Annotated in this window: 18 protein-coding genes; 5 read left to right on the top strand and 13 right to left on the bottom strand. The window is 52.8% G+C overall.

Annotated elements, in window-relative coordinates:
- Positions 1–25: 25 nt before the first annotated feature.
- Positions 26–1735 (bottom strand): AsmA family protein, encoded by a 1710-nt coding sequence (locus tag ACJHYW_RS20890; protein ID WP_001361557.1) that lies wholly within the window; start codon positions 1733–1735, stop codon positions 26–28.
- A 120-nt stretch (positions 1736–1855) separates the two neighbouring features.
- Entirely contained in the window at positions 1856–3247 is a 1392-nt protein-coding gene (gene xanP / locus ACJHYW_RS20885; protein ID WP_001330372.1) for a xanthine/proton symporter XanP, read from the bottom strand.
- Positions 3248–3526: 279 nt separating this feature from the next.
- Between xanP and gltS the strand changes: the two genes are divergently transcribed.
- Entirely contained in the window at positions 3527–4732 is a 1206-nt protein-coding gene (gltS, locus tag ACJHYW_RS20880; protein WP_000468823.1) for a sodium/glutamate symporter, read from the top strand.
- A 33-nt stretch (positions 4733–4765) separates the two neighbouring features.
- Here the strand turns inward: gltS and recG are convergent, their stop codons facing one another.
- The 5 genes from recG to gmk are packed head-to-tail and all read right to left on the bottom strand — an operon-like array spanning position 4766 to position 10629.
- Positions 4766–6847, bottom strand: a complete 2082-nt coding sequence (recG, locus tag ACJHYW_RS20875; protein ID WP_000678401.1) for an ATP-dependent DNA helicase RecG — start codon at positions 6845–6847, stop codon at positions 4766–4768.
- Between the two features lie 5 nt (positions 6848–6852).
- The gene (gene trmH / locus ACJHYW_RS20870) at positions 6853–7542 is read right to left on the bottom strand and encodes a tRNA (guanosine(18)-2'-O)-methyltransferase TrmH (protein ID WP_410233377.1); all 690 of its coding nucleotides are present in this window, start codon (positions 7540–7542) and stop codon (positions 6853–6855) included.
- A 6-nt stretch (positions 7543–7548) separates the two neighbouring features.
- Complete coding sequence (spoT, locus tag ACJHYW_RS20865) at positions 7549–9657, bottom strand: bifunctional GTP diphosphokinase/guanosine-3',5'-bis pyrophosphate 3'-pyrophosphohydrolase (protein WP_000280488.1); 2109 nt, start codon at positions 9655–9657, stop codon at positions 7549–7551.
- An 18-nt stretch (positions 9658–9675) separates the two neighbouring features.
- The gene (gene rpoZ, locus ACJHYW_RS20860; RefSeq protein ID WP_000135058.1) at positions 9676–9951 is read right to left on the bottom strand and encodes a DNA-directed RNA polymerase subunit omega; all 276 of its coding nucleotides are present in this window, start codon (positions 9949–9951) and stop codon (positions 9676–9678) included.
- A gap of 54 nt (positions 9952–10005) precedes the next feature.
- Positions 10006–10629, bottom strand: coding sequence for a guanylate kinase (gmk, locus tag ACJHYW_RS20855; protein WP_001295237.1), 624 nt, complete (start codon positions 10627–10629; stop codon positions 10006–10008).
- Positions 10630–10886: 257 nt separating this feature from the next.
- Here gmk and ligB point away from each other — a divergent pair, with 257 nt between their 5' ends.
- Complete coding sequence (gene ligB, locus ACJHYW_RS20850) at positions 10887–12569, top strand: NAD-dependent DNA ligase LigB (protein ID WP_001361558.1); 1683 nt, start codon at positions 10887–10889, stop codon at positions 12567–12569.
- Here ligB and ACJHYW_RS20845 read toward each other — a convergent pair.
- The 3 genes from ACJHYW_RS20845 to ACJHYW_RS20835 form a co-directional block, all read right to left on the bottom strand.
- Entirely contained in the window at positions 12566–13183 is a 618-nt protein-coding gene (locus ACJHYW_RS20845) for a trimeric intracellular cation channel family protein (RefSeq protein WP_000924289.1), read from the bottom strand. The genes ligB and ACJHYW_RS20845 overlap by 4 nt on opposite strands.
- Positions 13184–13473: 290 nt before the next feature.
- A complete protein-coding gene (gene dinD / locus ACJHYW_RS20840) occupies positions 13474–14298 on the bottom strand; it encodes a DNA damage-inducible protein D (protein WP_001361559.1) in 825 nt (274 codons plus the stop codon).
- Between the two features lie 221 nt (positions 14299–14519).
- Positions 14520–15383: a YicC/YloC family endoribonuclease gene (locus tag ACJHYW_RS20835; RefSeq protein ID WP_000621328.1), complete on the bottom strand. Its 864-nt coding sequence runs from the start codon at positions 15381–15383 to the stop codon at positions 14520–14522.
- 126 nt (positions 15384–15509) lie between these two features.
- On the opposite strand from ACJHYW_RS20835, the gene rph reads away from it, so the two are divergent.
- On the top strand, positions 15510–16226 hold the full coding sequence (gene rph / locus ACJHYW_RS20830) for a ribonuclease PH (protein WP_001247093.1): 717 nt from the start codon (positions 15510–15512) through the stop codon (positions 16224–16226).
- A gap of 65 nt (positions 16227–16291) precedes the next feature.
- A complete protein-coding gene (pyrE, locus tag ACJHYW_RS20825; RefSeq protein WP_000806177.1) occupies positions 16292–16933 on the top strand; it encodes an orotate phosphoribosyltransferase in 642 nt (213 codons plus the stop codon).
- Positions 16934–16969: 36 nt separating this feature from the next.
- On the opposite strand, the gene slmA is transcribed toward pyrE, so the two are convergent.
- The 3 genes from slmA to coaBC all read right to left on the bottom strand — a co-directional run bounded on the left by slmA (position 16970) and on the right by coaBC (position 19329).
- Positions 16970–17566, bottom strand: a complete 597-nt coding sequence (gene slmA, locus ACJHYW_RS20820; protein ID WP_410233376.1) for a nucleoid occlusion factor SlmA — start codon at positions 17564–17566, stop codon at positions 16970–16972.
- A 106-nt stretch (positions 17567–17672) separates the two neighbouring features.
- On the bottom strand, positions 17673–18131 hold the full coding sequence (gene dut, locus ACJHYW_RS20815) for a dUTP diphosphatase (protein ID WP_000976070.1): 459 nt from the start codon (positions 18129–18131) through the stop codon (positions 17673–17675).
- Complete coding sequence (gene coaBC, locus ACJHYW_RS20810; protein WP_000050149.1) at positions 18109–19329, bottom strand: bifunctional phosphopantothenoylcysteine decarboxylase/phosphopantothenate--cysteine ligase CoaBC; 1221 nt, start codon at positions 19327–19329, stop codon at positions 18109–18111. The genes dut and coaBC overlap by 23 nt, the downstream gene beginning before the upstream one ends.
- Positions 19330–19500: 171 nt before the next feature.
- Between coaBC and radC the strand changes: the two genes are divergently transcribed.
- A complete protein-coding gene (radC, locus tag ACJHYW_RS20805) occupies positions 19501–20169 on the top strand; it encodes a RadC family protein (RefSeq protein WP_001297375.1) in 669 nt (222 codons plus the stop codon).
- Positions 20170–20361: the final 192 nt, after the last annotated feature.

The raw sequence follows: 20361 nt of genomic DNA, 5'->3' as shown, positions 1-20361 counted from the left end.
CTGATATCCGCTAGCGTCCTTATTTTTACTGCACCGGCTCCGTCGACGTAACTTCACCACTGGAAACGACGCCCGCATTTATGGTTTGAGTCACTTGCTGCTTTGCGGCATTCACGGCATGCAATTGCCCGCTAACCGTAGGTTTCAGCGGGACATTGGCCTGAATATCGCCACTGGCGGTAAGCTGAATATTGCCGTCGCCAGTCAACGGTAATTCAGGCCATCCCCAATGTTGCAAAATATTCACCGGCACACCGCGTCCATTCAGGCTGATATGGGTCTGACGTTGTGGCGTTTGTGAAACACTGGCGGTGGCTTCCAGAATGCCTTTTTCAGTAAATGCACTCAGTTCGCTGATATTCACCGTGCTGCTGTTGGCGGTCAGCGCCAGCGATGGGCGACGAACATCAACACGATTGAATGTCGCGGCGGCGGCATTCAGATTCGCCGAACCACTCCAGACGCCCCATTTATGATCGGTAACCAGCGTCAGGTTGGCACCGTAACCATCGAGCGCGGTGAGCTGCCACGGGAAGTCAGGGTCGATATCAATGATCAGATTGCGGCTGGCGCTAAATCTCTTCAGTTGCAGGCTGTTTAACCAACCGGGTGTCGTTTCCATCCACAACTGTTGCCAGTTTTTTGGCAAGGTATATTCCAGTCCGGCAATTGCCGCATCATCGAGGATCAACATTTTCCCGTCACGCAACCAGTTCCCTGACGTTCTGACCATGCCCCCTTCCCAGCGGCTGGTGAACTGGCGCAGTGCTACGCCCTGCGGGGAAAATTCCGCGTTTATAATCGGGTCAAATAAATGCAGCGAACCATAAATGAACTCGCTGGCGTTCATCGACAGTTTGCCTTCCTGTGTCTGCCAGTCATCTTTACTGAAGGTCATGTTGCGCAAGCTGAGATCGAGGTCGGTCACCGCCCAGTCCGGACCTTGCAAACGAGCATCGATCACTTCCAGGCGACCAATCTGCAACGACGGGACAGAGCGTAATGGCGCAAAGAAGTCGGTTAGCGATTTTTCGCTTTGTAGACGGATATCCGCCATGCGCAGATTTTCCACTTGCCAGCTGCCGTCGGCGTTACGCTGCGCGTTTCCGGTTAATGTCCCGCGGGCGATGTCGGCACCCAGGTTAGTCAGCGTAACGCGATCGTTATCAATACTGCCTTCAATCAGTACATTGGTGGCAGGAACATCATTGAGCGAAAGCGATCCGGCACTAAACTGAATCTGCGCCTTCGTACCCAGCACTTTACCGGCTTCTGGTGACCACGGAACCACGCCGCCATTTACCCGCTGCGCGCTCAGTTTCCATTCGCTATTCGGGCTATTAAACGCCATATTACGCAGTTGCAGACGATCGGCTTTGAACGGTAGCGGCGCGGTCTGGTCGGTGAGATTCAGCGTCCCGTTTTCCAGCAGGATGGTATCGACATGGCGTGGTTCGGTCAGTTGCCGACTGCTTAGCGCAATGTCGACACTTTTTGCCACCAGGGTCGCGGGCTGGCCATCACGACCAAACGTGACGTTCTCCAGCACGATATGAGATGGCGCGGAAAAACGGTGATCCATCGCCCCGAAGGCCAGATGATAGTCGCTATTCTCGGAAACCCATGCGCTGATATGTTCTGCTCCCCAGCGAGTTTGCAGAAGAAAATAGAGGCCAGCGATCACCACTAACAGAGCGATGAGAATGTAGAGAAGCAGCTTCCCAATAAATTTCATGGTCTTCCATCCCGTGAAATGCACATAAGGGAGTTATGCACGATTTACGCGCAATCCTCAAGGCGGGAATGGTGAAAGAGGTGAGACTGCGGCGGTAATTATCTTACCGCCGCCAGTGAATTACTGTTTTTCTGGTGGGAAAATCAGATTCAGCACGATGGCAGTAATACCGCCCGCGGCGATCCCGGAGGAGAGCAGGTTTTTCAGCCATTCAGGGGCAAACTGCAAAATCAGCGGCTGCTGAGACACGCCCAGACCGACCGCCAGCGACAGCGCGATAATCAGAATCGCCCGGCGGTTCAGCGGCTCACGAGAAACGATACGCACACCGGAGGCGGCGATGGTGCCAAACATTACAAGCGTTGCGCCGCCCAGAACCGGTTCTGGAATGTGTTGTACAAAACCGCTCACTGCCGGGAACAGACCCAGCACGATCAACATCAGCGCGACGACAAAACCGACATAGCGGCTGGCAACACCGGTTAACTGGATCACCCCGTTGTTCTGCCCGAAGCAGGAGTTCGGGAAGGTATTAAATACCGCCGAGACAAACGAGTTCAGGCCGTTTGCCAGCACGCCGCCTTTCAGGCGTTTCATGTACAGCGGACCGGAAACCGGCTGTTCGGAAACGTCAGAGGTCGCCGTGATATCGCCAATGGTTTCCAGCGAAGTGATCATAAAGACCAGCATCAGCGGCAGCAGCAGACTCCATTCAATGCCAAGACCGTAATAGAGCGGCGTTGGCACCATAATCAGTTCTTGCGTCATCGGTTCGTTGCTTTCTGGCAACATGTCCATAAACCACGCCAGCGCATATCCAGCCGCCATCGCAATCACCAGTGAGGCCACGCGTAAGTAAGGGTTACGTTGACGGTTAAGCAGGATAATTAAGGCTAAGACCACGCCTGCCAGCAGCAGATTTTTCGGTGCGCCGAAGGTGTTATCGCTCATGGCTGCGTAACCGCCGCCAATGGAGGTCAGTCCAACCTGAATTAGCGACAGGCCGATAATCATCACCACAACGCCAGAAACCAGCGGCGTAATAATGCGGCGTGCCAGATGCAGAACGCGGGAGATCACCATCTCGGTACAACTTGCCAGCATCAACGTGCCGAACAAAGCCGCCATCATGGTAGGAACATCAGCACCACCGGTCTTCAGCGCTGTGCCGCCCATAATCAGCGGAGCAACAAAGTTGAAGCTGGTGCCCTGAATAGACAACAACCCGGAGCCAACCGGACCCCAGGCCTTAATTTGAATAATCGATGCCACACCGGAGGCAAACAGCGACATACTAATAATGTGTTGCGTGTCTTGTGCCGGTAAACCCAGCGCCTGGCAGATTAATAGCGCTGGCGTGATCACCGCAACGAACATCGCCAGCAAATGCTGACAGGCGGCAAACAGGGTTTGAGGAAGCGGCGGACGATCTTCAAGACGGTAAATCAGTTCGCTGTTTTGAGTCTGCGCAACCGGTTGCGCATTTTCTGACTCGAGGGTGGAAACAGACATCGAAAACAATCCCGTGGTAGCAAAGCGGGCATTTTAGCTGACCGAAAGAGAAAAGCAAACGTTTGCCACATCCTCATCTAAATATTTAAATGAGATAAATGTACTTTTTTATATAACTTTTAGTTGTTTTCTGCTTAAAATCCATGCCATTTTTCTAGTTTCAGCTAAGAATTCGAACCAGGAAAGCATGACTCGATACTCGTCATATTTCGCCTTACTGCAAATGCGCGATGAAGTATGACGAGTATGAAAGAGTGATGCGGACACAAAGGAGTAACTATGTTTCATCTCGATACTTTAGCAACGCTTGTTGCCGCAACGCTGACGTTGCTGCTCGGGCGCAAGTTGGTCCATTCCGTCTCCTTTTTGAAGAAATACACCATACCGGAACCTGTTGCGGGTGGTTTATTAGTGGCGCTGGCGCTGCTGATACTGAAAAAAAGCATGGGCTGGGAAGTCAACTTTGATATGTCCCTGCGCGATCCGTTGATGCTGGCTTTCTTCGCCACCATTGGCCTGAACGCCAACCTTGCCAGTTTGCGTGCCGGTGGGCGTGTGGTTGGCATCTTCTTGATTGTGGTTGTTGGTCTGTTGGTGATGCAAAATGCCATTGGCATTGGTATGGCTAGCCTGTTAGGGCTTGATCCGCTGATGGGGCTGTTGGCCGGTTCTATTACGCTTTCCGGCGGTCACGGTACGGGCGCTGCGTGGAGTAAATTGTTCATTGAACGTTATGGCTTCACCAATGCGACAGAAGTGGCGATGGCCTGTGCAACGTTCGGTTTGGTGCTGGGCGGCTTGATTGGCGGTCCGGTGGCACGCTATCTGGTGAAACACTCTACCACACCGAACGGTATTCCGGATGACCAGGAAGTTCCGACCGCGTTCGAAAAGCCGGATGTGGGCCGCATGATCACCTCGCTGGTGTTGATTGAAACTATCGCGCTGATTGCTATCTGCCTGACGGTGGGGAAAATTGTTGCGCAACTTTTGGCTGGTACTGCTTTTGAACTACCGACCTTCGTCTGTGTACTATTTGTTGGCGTGATTCTGAGCAACGGTCTGTCAATGATGGGCTTTTACCGCGTCTTTGAGCGAGCGGTATCCGTGCTGGGTAACGTAAGCCTGTCGTTGTTCCTGGCGATGGCGTTGATGGGGCTGAAACTGTGGGAGCTGGCTTCGCTGGCGCTGCCGATGCTGGCGATTCTGGTGGTACAGACCATCTTCATGGCGTTGTATGCCATCTTCGTTACCTGGCGCATGATGGGCAAAAACTACGATGCGGCAGTGCTGGCTGCGGGTCACTGTGGCTTTGGCCTTGGCGCAACGCCAACAGCAATCGCCAACATGCAGGCGATCACTGAACGCTTTGGCCCGTCGCACATGGCGTTCCTGGTAGTGCCGATGGTCGGTGCGTTCTTTATCGATATCGTCAATGCGCTGGTGATTAAGCTGTATTTGATGTTGCCGATTTTTGCCGGTTAACCGATGAAGCGGCGGTATTCTCACCGCCGCCTTTTACGCATTCGAGTAACGTTCCGTCTCCGGCATCCAGCGTTCTATCAGGGCTTTTGCCTGTTGTGGGTAACGTTCGTGAATATGTCGCGCCAGGCGCTGAACTTCCGGGATCATCGCCTGATCGCGCAGTAAATCCGCCACTTTAAATTCAGCATTACCCGTCTGACGCGTACCTAACAGTTCACCCGGTCCGCGAATCTCTAAGTCTTTCTGTGCAATCACAAAACCGTCGTTGCTGTCGCGCAGCACTTGCAGCCGAATTTGCGCGGTTTTGGAGAGCGGCGTTTTGTAGAGCAGCACGCAGTGAGAAGCCACCGCACCACGACCTACACGCCCGCGAAGCTGGTGTAACTGCGCCAGACCCAGACGCTCAGGGTTTTCGATAATCATCAGACTGGCGTTAGGCACATCAACACCGACTTCAATAACGGTAGTGGCAACCAGCAGGTGTAACTCGCCTTGTTTAAATGATGCCATGACGGCCTGCTTCTCGGCTGGTTTCATCCGTCCGTGTACCAGACCAACATTCAACTCTGGTAGCGCCAGTTTCAACTCTTCCCAGGTAGCTTCCGCCGCCTGTGCTTCCAGTAATTCTGATTCTTCAATGAGTGTGCACACCCAGTACGCCTGACGCCCTTCAGTCATACAGGCGTGGCGCACGCGGTCGATAATGTCGTTGCGGCGGGTATCCGGGATTGCCACTGTCGTCACTGGCGTGCGGCCTGGCGGCAGCTCATCTATCACCGAGGTATCGAGATCGGCATATGCAGTCATTGCCAGCGTGCGGGGGATCGGCGTGGCGGTCATGATCAACTGATGCGGATGGAAGCCCTGCTGCTGGCCTTTCTCCCATAACGCCAGACGCTGATGCACGCCAAAACGATGCTGTTCGTCGATAATCACCAGCGCCAGGCCGTTAAACTGCACCTGTTCCTGGAAGATGGCGTGTGTACCGACAATCATCTGCACCTGACCGCTGGCGATGGCTTCCTGCTGTGCCAGTCGTGCTTTACCTTTCTGTTTACCGGCGAGCCAGCCCACTTCGATACCGAGCGGAGCAAACCAGTTACGGAAGTTATTGGCGTGCTGCTCGGCGAGTAATTCGGTTGGTGCCATCAATGCCACCTGTTTGCCGTGCGCAATCGCACGCAACGCGGCGAGGGCGGCGACCAGCGTTTTACCGGAACCTACATCGCCCTGCACCAGGCGCATCATTGGCACATCCAGCGCCATATCGCGCTCGATCTCCGCCACTACGCGTGCCTGTGCGCCCGTTGGTTTGAACGGTAAGGCGGCGAGGAGTTTATTTTTCAGCGCGTCATTGGCGCTCAGCGGCTGGGCATGAAAACGCTGTGCTCCGGCACGTAAGGCTAACATGCTGAGGTTGTGCGCCAGCAACTCTTCCAGAATCAGCCGGCGTTGTGCCGGATGCTGCCCGGTTTCGAGATCGCTAAGCTGTAGCGTCGGCGGCGGGCGGTGCAAAGTGCGCAACGCTTCCGGTAGCGTCATCATTCCTTGTGACAGTTCCGGCGGCAGGAGTTCTTCAATGGCGCATGTGTCGAGCAGATCCAGCGCCTGGTCGGTTAATTTACGCAGCGTAGCCTGCTTTACGCCTTCCGTAGTTGGATAAACCGGTGTAAGCGTTTCCTGCAACTCTGGCGTACTGAGATCGCCCTGCACGCGGTATTCCGGGTGGATCATCTCCGCACCATATTTGCCGCGCTTTGCTTCTCCATAGGCCAGCACGCGGCGGCCCGTCGCCAGGCTATTTTTCATTGCCGCGTTGAAGTTGAAAAAGCGCATGGTGAGAATGCCGGAACCGTCGCTGATCTGGCAGGTCATCATCCGCCGACCGCCGAAGGAGATATTGCAGTTCAGCACTTCGCCTTCCACCGTGGCATAAACACCCGGCAGTAGTTCACCGATGGGGTAGAGATGGGTGCGATCTTCGTAGCGCAGAGGAAGGTGTAAGAGCAAATCCTGTACGGTATGCAGGTTGATTTTCGCCAGCTTGTTACTAAGCGCTGCGCCAACGCCCGTTAGGGAACTGAGCGGGACAGCATCTAACAGGCGACCTTTCATGGCACTTATCCTGCAGCCTGCATGGTAGCCCACCAGTCGGCATCAGCTTCAATTTCGCCCTGCTGATTGACGTGGGGGTAAGGCAGGCCTTTGCGTTTTGCGACTTTCGCCAGCACCGGATAGCCGCCTTCAAACAACAGGCGTTGTTGCTCTGCTTCCGGCAACATGCTGTTTTCACGCAGGTACATGCCCGCATTTTGCCGCTGGCGCTGGGCTTCGTAAAGAATGAGGGCTGAGGCAACGGAAACATTCAGCGATTGCACCATGCCAATCATCGGAATGATGATGTCCCGATCCGCCAGGGCCAACGCTTCCTGCGTGATGCCTGTTTTCTCCTGTCCCATCAAAATACAGGTCGGGCGAGTGTAATCAATTTCGCGGAAATCGACAGCGTTATCAGAAAGATGGGTTGCCAGAATCTGCATGCCCTTGCCTTTCAGATGAGCGACGGCATCGCCAATGGTGCGGTGCGTTTTCACCTGTACCCAGCTGTTACTACCCGCAGCTGCCGAAGCCATGGTGCGCATCCGGCTACCAGGCCAGACAGCATGAACTTCATGTACACCAACGGCATCTGCGGTACGAATAATCGCAGAAACGTTATGAGGTTTGTGGACCTGCTCCATGCAGACGGTCAGATCAGGCTGCCGCCTGGCGAGCATTTCGCAGATACGTGCATAACGTGTTGGGTTCATAAAACATTAATTTCGGTTTCGGGTGACTTTAATCACGTCTGGCATCACGCGGATTTTGCGCATGATATTCGCCAGATGCACACGGTCACGGGCGGTCAGACGAATAAAGGCGCTGTAGACGCGACCATCTTTCTCTTCCGTATTCAAACTTTGAATATTCGAGGTCGTGGTGTTAATTGCCGCTGTCAGGTTTGCCAGCGCGCCCTGATGATTGAACATCTCCACCTTGATTTCGGTGATGAACTCCTGCGCCGTCTCTTTATCCCATTCCACAGCCATAAACTTCTCTGGCTCTTTCTGGTAGCCACGGATGTTACGGCAGGATTCATGGTGGATCACCAGACCTTTACCGGGGCTCACGTGGGCGATAATCGGGTCGCCAGGAATAGGGCGGCAGCATTTCGCAAAGGTGATCAGCACGCCATCGGCACCTTTAATGGGCAGATGTCCGTGACTTTGGGTTGCCGGTGGAATGGAGGCGTCCCCATGTTGCAGATTTTTCGCGACCACCACGCTCATTGCGTTACCAAGGCCGATTTCAGCCAGCAGATCGTCAAGCGTTGCCAGCTTCATGCGGTCCAGCTCGCGCTGAATATTTTCCTGCGGGATTTCATTGAGCTTACGGCTACCACCCAACGCATGGTTGAGCAGACGACGTCCCAGGCTTACAGAATCATCACGCTTGAGGTTTTTCAGCAACTGACGAATTTTGGCGCGCGCTTTCGAGCTGACGACAAAGTTCAGCCACGCGGCATTCGGGCGAGCGCCCGGTGCGGTAATGATTTCAACGGTTTGACCGCTGGTAAGCGGCTGCGACAGCGGGTAAGGCTGACGGTCGACACGCGCGCCCACGCAGGCATGACCGATATCGGTATGCACCGCATAAGCGAAGTCGACGGGCGTTGCACCGGCAGGCAGTTCGACAATGCGCCCTTCCGGTGTGAAAACGTAAATCTCATCCGGGAAGAGATCGGATTTAACGCTCTCGATAAATTCAAACGAGCTACCGGCACTCTGTTGCAGCTCCAGCAGGCTTTGCATCCAGCGCTGGGCGCGGATTTGCGCGGTGGTGCTGGTTTCGCCGTGCTCTTTATAAGCCCAGTGCGCGGCAACACCCATCTCCGCCATCTGATCCATATCTTCGGTACGGATTTGGACCTCAACCGGCACGCCGTGCGGGCCAATCATCGAGGTGTGCAAAGACTGATAGCCGTTCGCTTTTGGAATGGCGATGTAGTCTTTCACGCGACCCGGACGCGGCTTGTACAGGCTATGCATTTGCCCGAGCACGCGATAACAGGTGTCGGAATCATTGACGATCACGCGGAAAGCGTAGATGTCCATGATTGAGTGAAAACGCTGCTCTTTGAGCACCATTTTGCAGTAGATCGAATAAAGATGCTTCTCGCGACCACTGACGCGGCACGGTATTCCCGCTTCCTGCAAACGCCCTTCGATTTCAGAGAGGATTTTTTGGATCATCTCTTTACGGTTGCCGCGTGCGGCTTTCACCACTTCTTTGATTACGCGGTAACGGTTGGGATACAGCGCCTCAAAACCCAGCTCTTCGAGTTCGGTTTTAATGTGGTGGATACCTAAACGGTGCGCCAGCGGGCTGTAAATTTCGAGTGTTTCACGGGCGATGCGGCGACGTTTGTCCGGGCGAAGTGAGCCCAGCGTGCGCATGTTGTGGGTACGGTCGGCAAGTTTGATGAGAATGACGCGGATATCCTGCACCATCGCCATAATCATCTTGCGAAAGTTTTCGGCCTGCGCCTCTTTCTTATCGCGGAACTTGAGCTTATCAAGTTTCGACACCCCCTCTACCAGCTCGGCGACGCTTTTACCAAAAAGCTGTTCCATGTCCTGGTAGGTGGCGGGAGTATCTTCAATCACGTCATGCAGCAGCGCCGCCATCAGCGTTTCATAGTCGAGTTTCATCTCGGCCAGAATGCAGGCAACCGCCACCGGGTGCGTGATATAGGGTTCACCGCTTGAACGTGTTTGCCCCTCGTGAGCATCACGTGCAACGAGATACGCCTGCCGCAGACGCTTGATTTGGTCTTCCGGCAGGTAGGTTTGAATCAGTTGATTCAGGCTTTCAAACAGATACAAGGGCGACCCGCTTTGTGATTAACGACGACCTTCAGCAATAGCGGTAACGGCTTGTAATTCAGCGGCTTCCTGCTCTTGCTGTTCCTGGCGTTCACGAACGTCGAGGATCTGGTTGTTGATCAGACCTTCTTCGATTTCGCGCAGCGCGATTACAGTGGTTTTATCGTTTTCTTCCGGTACCAGCGGATCCTTTCCGCCTACCTGCATCTGACGAGCGCGACGCGCGGCGACCAGTACCAGGTCAAAACGGTTACCAATTTTCTCTACAGCGTCCTGAACAGTTACGCGTGCCATACTTAAAAAGCTCCACAGGTGAAGAAATGACTGGGCATGATACTGAAATCAGGTTCAGTCTGCCAACAATTTGCTGATTAAAGCGTCATGACGCTGCTTTTGGCGGCTCATGCGCAGACGTTCGGCGCGAATAATGGTCTTCAAATCGGTCAACGCGGTATCGAAGTCATCATTCACAATCAGGTAATCATATTCGGCGTAATGGCTCATTTCTGCAACAGCTTGCGCCATACGCTTTGCAATGACCTCTTCGCTGTCCTGACCGCGACCGCGTAGACGGCGGTCCAGTTCAATTTTGGACGGCGGTAAAATAAAGATACTCCGCGCGTGCGGCATCTTCTGGCGAATTTGCTGCGCACCCTGCCAGTCGATATCGAGAAAAACATCGACACCGGTCGCCAGTACTTGCTCAATGGCCTCACGCGAAGTGCCATAGTAATTACCAAAAACTTCTGCGTGTTCGAGGAACGCATCTCTGCTAATCATTTCTTTAAATTCATCATGATTAACAAAGAAATAATGTTCACCGTGGACTTCACCAGGACGCGGTTGGCGTGTGGTGTGTGAAACAGAAACCTGGGTGTCATACAACGGTTGGGTTTTTAATAAAGCCTGAATCAGGCTGGATTTACCCGCGCCACTGGGGGCAGAAACAATATAAAGCGTGCCTTGAGCCATGAGTATCTTTCGTATGTGATTAGCGAAATAAAGCCTACATACGAGCTTATTATACACGGCGCGGGCATGTGACGTAGCCCTTGCTCACACTTTTTGCGCAAAGTTGTTGCGTTTTGCGTAGCTGCTTCCGCATTTGCCTGTCATTCACTGCAATAAAGACGATTCTCAGGAAGCGTCCTCGCAGACTCCGTTTTTGCCACTCGGCTTTGCTTTCATCACGTTGTATATCTGCCTGACTATCTACAGCGGAGGTGATGATGAAAGTATGGATGGCGATATTAATAAGTATCTTGTGCTGGCAATCATCGGCGTGGGCAGTCTGTCCGGCCTGGTCGCCAGCCAGAGCACAGGAAGAAATTTCCCGCCTGCAACAGCAAATAAAACAGTGGGACGATGACTACTGGAAGGAAGGGAAAAGTGAGGTGGAAGACGGTGTTTACGATCAGTTAAGCGCCCGTCTCACGCAGTGGCAACGCTGTTTTGGGAACGAGACTCGCGACGCTATGATGCCGCCTTTAAACGGTGCGGTTATGCATCCGGTTGCCCATACGGGTGTACGCAAAATGGCGGATAAAAACGCATTAAGTCTGTGGATGCGCGAACGTAGCGATCTTTGGGTGCAGCCAAAAGTTGATGGCGTTGCGGTAACCCTGGTTTATCGGGACGGGAAACTGAACAAAGCAATCAGTCGCGGTAATGGCCTGAAAGGCGAGGACTGGACGCAGAAAGTTCGCTTAATTTCCGCTGTGCCGCAAACCGTTAGCGGGCCTTTAGCCAACAGCACGCTTCAGGGGGAAATATTTCTCAAGCGTAAGGGGCATATCCAACAACAAATGGGGGGAATAAATGCCCGCGCAAAAGTTGCTGGCCTGATGATGCGCCAGGGGAATAGCGATACGCTAAACTCACTGGCTGTTTTTGTCTGGGCATGGCCGGATGGACCGCAGTTAATGACCGATCGTTTAAAGGAGCTGGCTACCGCAGGTTTTACTCTAACGCAGACGTATACCCGTGCGGTTAAAAATGCTGATGAGGTTGCGCACGTACGCAATGAGTGGTGGAAAGCAAAATTACCCTTCGTCACCGATGGCGTGGTTGTGCGAGCGGCGAAAGAACCCGAATCCCGTCATTGGCTACCGGGCCAGGCGGAGTGGCTGGTGGCCTGGAAATATCAACCTGTAGCTCAGGTTGCCGAAGTGAAGGCGATTCAGTTTGCGGTGGGTAAGAGCGGTAAAATATCGGTGGTTGCGTCACTCGCACCTGTCATGCTGGATGATAAAAAAGTCCAGCGGGTGAATATTGGTTCCGTCAGGCGCTGGCAGGAGTGGGATATTGCGCCTGGTGATCAGATCCTCGTCAGCCTTGCCGGTCAGGGTATTCCTCGCATTGATGATGTGGTCTGGCGCGGTGCAGAACGTACAAAACCGACACCACCAGAAAACCGCTTTAACTCGTTGACCTGCTACTTTGCTTCTGATGTTTGTCAGGAACAGTTCATTTCACGCTTAGTCTGGCTGGGGTCAAAACAGGTTCTTGGGCTGGATGGCATTGGTGAGGCCGGCTGGCGCGCGCTGCATCAGACTCATCGCTTTGAGCATATCTTTTCCTGGCTTTTATTAACGCCAGAGCAATTACAGAACACGCCGGGGATCGCGAAAAGTAAAAGTGCGCAGTTATGGCATCAATTTAATCTGGCTCGTCAGCAGCCTTTTACTCGCTGGGTGATGGCAATGGGAATACCGCTAACCCGGGCGGCGCTTAATGCCAGTGATGAACGGTCCTGGTCGCAACTTTTATTTAGCACAGAACAGTTCTGGCAGCAGTTGCCGGGGACTGGATCGGGGCGCGCCAGACAGGTTATTGAATGGAAGGAAAATGCGCAAATCAAGAAGCTGGGCAGTTGGCTGGCTGCCCAGCAGATCACAGGTTTTGAACCTTAGTGACCTTCGTGGCTGTAGTAAAAGACCGGTAATCCCAGCTTAAGACGTAGCGCCAGTAAGCGGGCAAAAAAGCCGAATACCAGGGTGGAGATAATCACCACATCATGGTTAGAAACATAATGTTGCAGCGCGATGTACAGCACGGCGGAGGCAAATGAGACACCGGCATACAACTCTTTCTGGAATACCAGTGGGATGCGTTTACAGAACATATCGCGCAAAACGCCGCCAAATACGCCGGTCGTCACAGCTGCGACAACGGCAATGATCGGGCCGTGTCCCATATCCAGTGCAACCTGTGCGCCAATGATAGAAAAGACTACCAGTCCGAGCGCATCGAGCACCAGAAACACTTTGCGCAGGTAAGGCATTACAGGAGCAACGATAGTGGTGAGTACTGCGGCGGTAGCGACAATAATCACATATTCCGGGTGTTTGACCCAGCCGAGCGGATAGTGGCCCAGCAGAATATCGCGCACTGACCCTCCGCCAATTGCGGTGGCGGTCGCAATAATAATTACGCCAAATGTATCCATGCGCCGTCGTCCGGCCGCCAGCGCCCCCGTCATGGCTTCGGCAGTAATGCCAACCAAATACAAAATGTGTAACAGCATGGTTCTCTCCCTAAAAATCTGTCTGGCAGGGTAGCGATTTGTGCGTATTGTCACGATTGAGATTTTTTAAGGTGAGAGGAAATTGATAACTTTTAGTTATGTGAAATCGCTATTTTCTGTAGCGTAGATGTATTCTTCTGACTTCTTGTCTGAGAAAATGCATAAGAAAAAATAGGTTAAAATTGAGGGTGGAAAAGAAAGGTGCAATGTTTAGCCATTGTGTTCACCGCACCTGGACTTTGGCTTACGCATCGGGTATCTCAATCAACAAAAAGAGTTTTTAGTTTCTGCTATTTCTTCTCTGTAATTTTTACACTGTTTTCCAACTGCTTGATGCTGACCTGCGGGGTCGGCAACTCTTCAGGCATGGTTCCGCCAAGTTCCTGAATGGTTTGCCTCACCTTGCTACCCACGTCAAAGTGTGTGGTATTAGCTTGCTGTTTTGAATTCACGCCATCCCGCTTGAGTTTTTCTTCTGTTTGGGTAGCTCGAAAGAGATTAGCCGCCAGTTCTGTTGAACCCATATGATCCAGGATCTTCTGACTCTTTTTCAGCCCCTTCCGCTGATGGATGGCTTTCTGATCTAATCCACCATACAGTCCCCGGTAACCATGATTCTGAAATATGGCGAAATCGGTAGCTGTCGCTACCCCAGCTTGCTGCGCTGCCTCAACTAATTGTTTGTTATGTTCTTTCAACTCATTTCTCAGAAAAAGACGCTTTTCGTCTTCACGAAGTTGCCTGAAAGCTTCATCGTCAGCCAGCTCCTGCCGTCGGGTCTGGATAGCAAAATAAGTTTGCCCTGCCGCAATAACCGGTTTCGCAGGGTCGCCGTTTTGTACTACCAGGTAACAGGCATAGCGGGAGAGATGAACATCTTCAAGTTCTCGTTGAGCCCCTGAACCTAATACAACCATTTTGGTGGTTTCAACGAAATGGTCAGATGCAGCTTGATTGCTGGCTTCGCACGCTTGAGTCGCGCGGGCCAGTACCTTTTGAAAATTGCGCCAGTCCCGATAATCCAGTAACGGAGCCAATTCTCTCGCTGACCAAAATTCTTGCCCTTCAGTGCCATAATGCCGTATTTCTTCAAAAGGTTGATGATGTTCGTTCATTGCCCACTCCATGTGATATCGATTGCAAGGAAAGTAAGTTTACAACTGTGTTTATATACAGTTGTGAGTATCTCACGTTCTCACTGCGCTGGGCAAAAAAACATCGCAAAATCTGGAGCAGGCACGCAAAACAGAATTGAATGTTGCGGGGAGGAAAAATGCCGCTCTGTTTGAGTGGGCGGCATTTGTGAAGGCTGAAAAGGAAGAATTGGCGTTACGAGTTATTCAATGTTCTGAATCTGCTCGCGCATCTGCTCAATCAACACTTTCAGCTCAATCGCGGAGTTTGTCACTTCGGCATTGATAGACTTCGAAGCAAGAGTGTTCGACTCGCGGTTGAACTCCTGCATCATAAAGTCCAGACGACGGCCAACCGCTTCTTTTTTCTTCAGAATGTTGTAGGTCTCTTTGACATGCGCTTCGAGGCGATCCAGTTCTTCGGCAACGTCAATTCGTTGTGCCAGCAGAACCAACTCCTGCTCCAGACGGTTGTTTTCCAGTTGCACCTGAGCATCTTCCAGCTTCGCGACCAGACGCTCACGCTGCCATTGCAGGATTTCCGGCATATGGGCGCGGACTTTGACCACTTCGGCGCTGACGCCTTCCAGACGCTGCTCAATCAACACTTTCAGCGCCTGACCTTCGGTTTCACGTGCGATGATAAAGTCGTCCAGCGTACCATCCAACGCCGCGAGAATTTCAGCGGCAATCGCGTCGAGATCCTGCTCCTGGGCTGCCATCACGCCCGGCCAGCGTAGAATATCAACCGGATTGATTTCCCCTTCGTCACTCTGCATTTTTACCCAGTTCGCGGCAGTTACCAGCTGTTTAGCCAGTTTTTCGTTGAGGATCAGCTCACCTTGCGCGCTAACATCTGGCTCATAGCGCAGGGTACATTCCACTTTACCGCGCGTCAGGCGAGAACGAATACGCTCACGAACGACAGGTTCAAGGCTACGGAACTGCTCCGGCAGACGAAAGTAAGTTTCCAGATAACGCTGGTTTACCGAGCGCATTTCCCAGGTTGCGCTCCCCCATTCACCCTTGATTTCACGCCGGGCGTAGGCGGTCATACTGCGGATCATAGACGTTCCTGTTTATAAAAGGAGAGGTGGAAGGATTATAGCCATCGATGCCTTGTCAGGATAGGAATAACCGCCGGAAGTCCGTATAATGCGCAGCCACATTTGTTTCAAGCCGGAGATTTCAATATGCGTCCAGCAGGCCGTAGCAATAATCAGGTGCGTCCCGTTACCCTGACTCGTAACTATACAAAACATGCAGAAGGCTCGGTGCTGGTCGAATTTGGCGATACCAAAGTATTGTGTACCGCCTCTATTGAAGAAGGCGTGCCGCGCTTCCTGAAAGGTCAGGGCCAGGGCTGGATCACCGCAGAGTACGGCATGCTGCCACGTTCTACCCACACCCGTAACGCGCGTGAAGCAGCGAAAGGTAAGCAGGGTGGGCGCACAATGGAAATCCAGCGTCTGATCGCCCGTGCTCTTCGCGCAGCAGTAGATTTGAAAGCGCTGGGTGAGTTCACTATTACGCTGGACTGCGACGTGCTTCAGGCTGATGGTGGCACGCGTACCGCGTCGATTACGGGTGCCTGCGTGGCGCTGGCAGATGCGCTACAGAAGCTGGTGGAAAACGGCAAGCTGAAAACCAACCCGATGAAAGGGATGGTAGCCGCAGTTTCTGTCGGCATTGTCAACGGCGAAGCGGTTTGCGATCTGGAATACGTTGAAGACTCAGCCGCAGAGACCGACATGAACGTAGTGATGACCGAAGACGGGCGCATCATTGAAGTGCAGGGGACGGCAGAAGGCGAACCGTTCACCCACGAAGAATTACTCACCTTGTTGGCGCTGGCCCGAGGGGGAATCGAATCCATTGTAGCGACGCAGAAGGCGGCGCTGGCAAACTGATTTTTAAGGCGACTGATGAGTCGCCTTTTTTTTGTCTGTAGAAAAGTAAGATGAGGAGCGAAGGCATGAAACCATATCAGCGCCAGTTTATTGAATTTGCGCTTAGCAAGCAGGTGTTAAAGTTTGGCGAGTTTACGTTGAAGTCCGGGCGCAAAAGCCCCTATTTCTTCAACGCCGGGCTGTTTAATACCGGGCGCGATCTGGCACTGTTAGGCCGTTTTTACGCTGAAGCATTGGTGGATTCCGGCATTGAGTTCGATCTGCTGTTTGGCCCTGCTTACAAAGGGATCCCGATTGCCACCACAACTGCCGTGGCGCTGGCGGAGCATCATGACCTGGACCTGCCGTACTGCTTTAACCGCAAAGAAGCAAAAGACCATGGTGAAGGTGGCAATCTGGTCGGTAGCGCGTTACAAGGACGCGTAATGCTGGTGGATGATGTGATCACCGCCGGAACGGCGATCCGCGAGTCGATGGAAATTATTCAGGCCAATGGCGCGACGCTTGCTGGCGTATTGATTTCGCTCGATCGTCAGGAACGGGGGCGCGGCGAGATTTCGGCAATTCAGGAAGTTGAGCGTGATTACAACTGCAAAGTGATCTCTATCATCACCCTGAAAGACCTGATTGCTTACCTGGAAGAGAAGCCGGAAATGGCGGAACATCTGGCGGCGGTTAAGGCCTATCGCGAAGAGTTTGGTGTTTGATAAAAAACGCCGGATGGTAAATCATCCGGCGTCATCTTACTGCAACTGCGCAGCAATCAGTGGCCAGCGGGCGTCAAAATCATCCGTCGGGCGGTATTTAAATTCGCTGCGGACAAAGCGTGACAGCATACCTTCACAAAATGCCAGCAACTGGCTTGCCAGCAGCGTTTCATCGGTGGTGTAACCTTCACCCTCACGCATTCTCTTTTCACGCAATACCTGACGCAACTGCGCCTCAATACGCTCGAACAGCTGGTTGATGCGCCCTTGCAGGTGATCCTGTTCAAACATTAGCGCATGACCAGTGAGGATGCGGGTCAGGCCAGGATTACGCTCACCAAAACCGAGAAGCAGCAACACAATCAGACGCAGGCGCGCTGTGGTGTCCTTCTCATCTTTCAGAATCAGATTGATGCGAGTAATCAGGCTATCTTCGATAAACTCAATCAGGCTATCGAACATGCGGGTCTTACTGGGGAAGTGGCGATACAGTGCCGCTTCGGAAACGCCGACAGAGGCGGCCAGTTTTGCCGTCGTGATACGTTGGCTTCCATCGCTGGATTCCAGCATCAGCGCCAGAGACTGAAGTATTTCCTCGCGACGGTTCCTTTTCGCAGTTTGTTTTTCTGCCATGTTACAAAATACCCCTGAAAATAAGCACTTGCCAGGCGGCACCCACGCTATGACCGCAAACGAAATGTTTGCGGCTATGTTATGACGTTATTCGGATGCGTATGTGTTACTGACGACCAGAGTGACCAAAGCCGCCTTCACCGCGGTCGGTGGCGTCGAAATCTTCCACCAGATTAAATTCAGCCTGTACTACCGGAACAAAAATCATCTGGGCGATGCGTTCGCCTGGTTGAATGGTGAAGCTGTCCTGACCACGGTTCCACACGGAAATCATCAACTGGCCCTGATAGTCAGAATCGATCAATCCTACCAGGTTACCAAGCACGATACCGTGCTTATGTCCCAATCCGGAGCGCGGCAGCATCATTGCCGCCAGTGAAGGATCGGCAATATGAATCGCCAGCCCGGTCGGAACCAGCGTAGTGTCACCCGGAGCCAGTTCTACGGCGTCGTCGAGACAGGCACGCAGGTCAAGTCCGGCAGAGCCAGAGGTGGCATAAGTCGGGAGCGGAAATTCCTTCCCAACGCGCGGGTCCAGAATCTTAACGTCGATTTTTTTCATCATAACGGGTCACGATCTCGTCGAGTAATAATTGGCCAAGGAGCTCTTTGCGCTCAAGCGGTAAGACTTTATCTCCGTCCTGCCAGAAAAGGTGTAATGCGTTGTTGTCGCTGTTAAATCCTTGAGTTGGCTGGGAAACATCGTTCGCGCAGATCAGATCAAGGTTTTTACGGATACGTTTTTGCCGAGCGTATTCTTCCACATTATTTGTTTCGGCGGCAAATCCAACGACGTAGGGTCGATGGTCTTTTAGTGCGGCAACGCCTGCGACGATATCGGGGTTTTTAACCATTTTTATTGTTAATTCATCACCCTGCGTGGCCTGCTTTTTGATTTTCTCTGGGGCCACGGTAGCTGCGCGATAATCCGCCACGGCGGCGCAACCGATAAAAATATTTTGCTGCTGTACAGATGCATTCACGGCGGCTTCCATTTCCAGCGCGGTCATCACATCAACACGGTTAACAAACGGTGGCGTCGGTAGTGAAACCGGACCTGATACCAGCGTGACGTTCGCGCCACGACGGGCTGCGGCGGCGGCGATAGCAAAACCCATCTTGCCGGAGCTGTGATTAGAGATATAACGCACGGGATCGAGCGGTTCACGCGTCGGACCGGCGGTAATCATAATGTTCAGATGTTTCAGGTCGTTGACGGGCGAAAAATGCGCCACCGCCATATCCACAATGGTTAACGGATCGAGCATTCGCCCTGGGCCGATATCACCACAAGCCTGACTGCCGCTGTCTGGCCCCCAGATGAGCAAACCACGGGAAGCAAGCACCTCTAAATTATGCTGCGTGGCAGCGGCACGGTACATCTGCTGGTTCATGGCGGGGAGCACGGCTACAGGCGCAGGTGTAGCCAGACAAATCGTCGATACCAGGTCATTCGCCATTCCGGCAGCAACACGGGCAATCAAATCTGCCGTGGCAGGGGCGAGAATCACTAAATCAGCCCATTTACCCAGCTCAATATGGCCCATAGCGGCTTCGGCTGCCGGGTCCAGCAGACTGTCGGAAACGGGATAACCAGAAACCGCCTGCAAGCTAAGTGGGGTGATAAAGGCTTTTGCCGCTTCGGTCATGGCTACGCGGACGTCGGCCCCGCGATCGCGCAAACGACGCACCAGTTCAGGGGTTTTATAGGCAGCAATACCGCCGCTGACGCCGAGAACGATTTTTTTACCGGCCAGGCTCATGATGATTTTTCCTGTTGGGTGACACCAGAAGTTGGCGATTTTATCACAATACTTTTGTTGTCGTGCCTTCACCTGAGAATCACTTTGCGAGGCGCTTTCCAGGATTGAAAACTGGCCGTCGATTTAACGGAACGGCTATGACAGGATGCGAGCACCACAAAGGAGGTGAAGGTGAAAAACAATGCACAGCTGTTGATGCCGCGCGAAAAAATGCTGAAGTTTGGTATTAGCGCCTTAACGGATGTCGAGCTGCTGGCGCTATTTCTGCGTACCGGAACGCGCGGTAAAGATGTATTAACCCTGGCAAAAGAGATGCTGGAGAATTTCGGCTCTCTTTATGGCTTGTTAACCTCTGAATATGAACAGTTTAGTGGCGTTCATGGAATTGGCGTGGCGAAATTCGCCCAGTTAAAGGGGATTGCCGAACTGGCGCGGCGTTACTACAACGTGCGGATGCGTGAAGAAAGCCCTTTACTCAGCCCGGAGATGACGAGGGAATTTTTACAAAGCCAGCTTACGGGCGAGGAGCGGGAGATCTTTATGGTGATCTTTCTCGACTCACAACACCGGGTTATAACGCATAGCCGTCTTTTTTCCGGCACGCTAAACCATGTTGAAGTCCATCCTCGGGAAATTATCCGCGAAGCGATAAAAATAAATGCCTCGGCGCTGATCCTTGCACATAATCACCCTTCGGGTTGTGCTGAACCCAGTAAAGCGGATAAACTCATTACTGAACGGATAATAAAGAGTTGTCAGTTCATGGATTTACGCGTGCTCGACCATATCGTGATTGGGCGTGGAGAGTATGTTTCTTTTGCCGAACGCGGCTGGATTTAACCCGCTATGCGCGATCCTTCGGGATCTTTGTCTGTTCGGGACTTGAGCACATCGCTGAGTCAGCGTATACTACGCCACCTTTGAGAATCTCGGGTTTGGCATTTGGGCCTGGCAATCGAGAGTTCACATAGAACTGCGATGACCGGGCTGTAAAGCCTGACGAGGCGCCAATACCCCATACGAAGCTCGAGC

This window comes from Escherichia sp. WS3063 (assembly GCF_046486595.1).
Classification (GTDB): domain Bacteria; phylum Pseudomonadota; class Gammaproteobacteria; order Enterobacterales; family Enterobacteriaceae; genus Escherichia; species Escherichia coli.
This window is presented reverse-complemented; position numbering and strand designations above follow the sequence as displayed.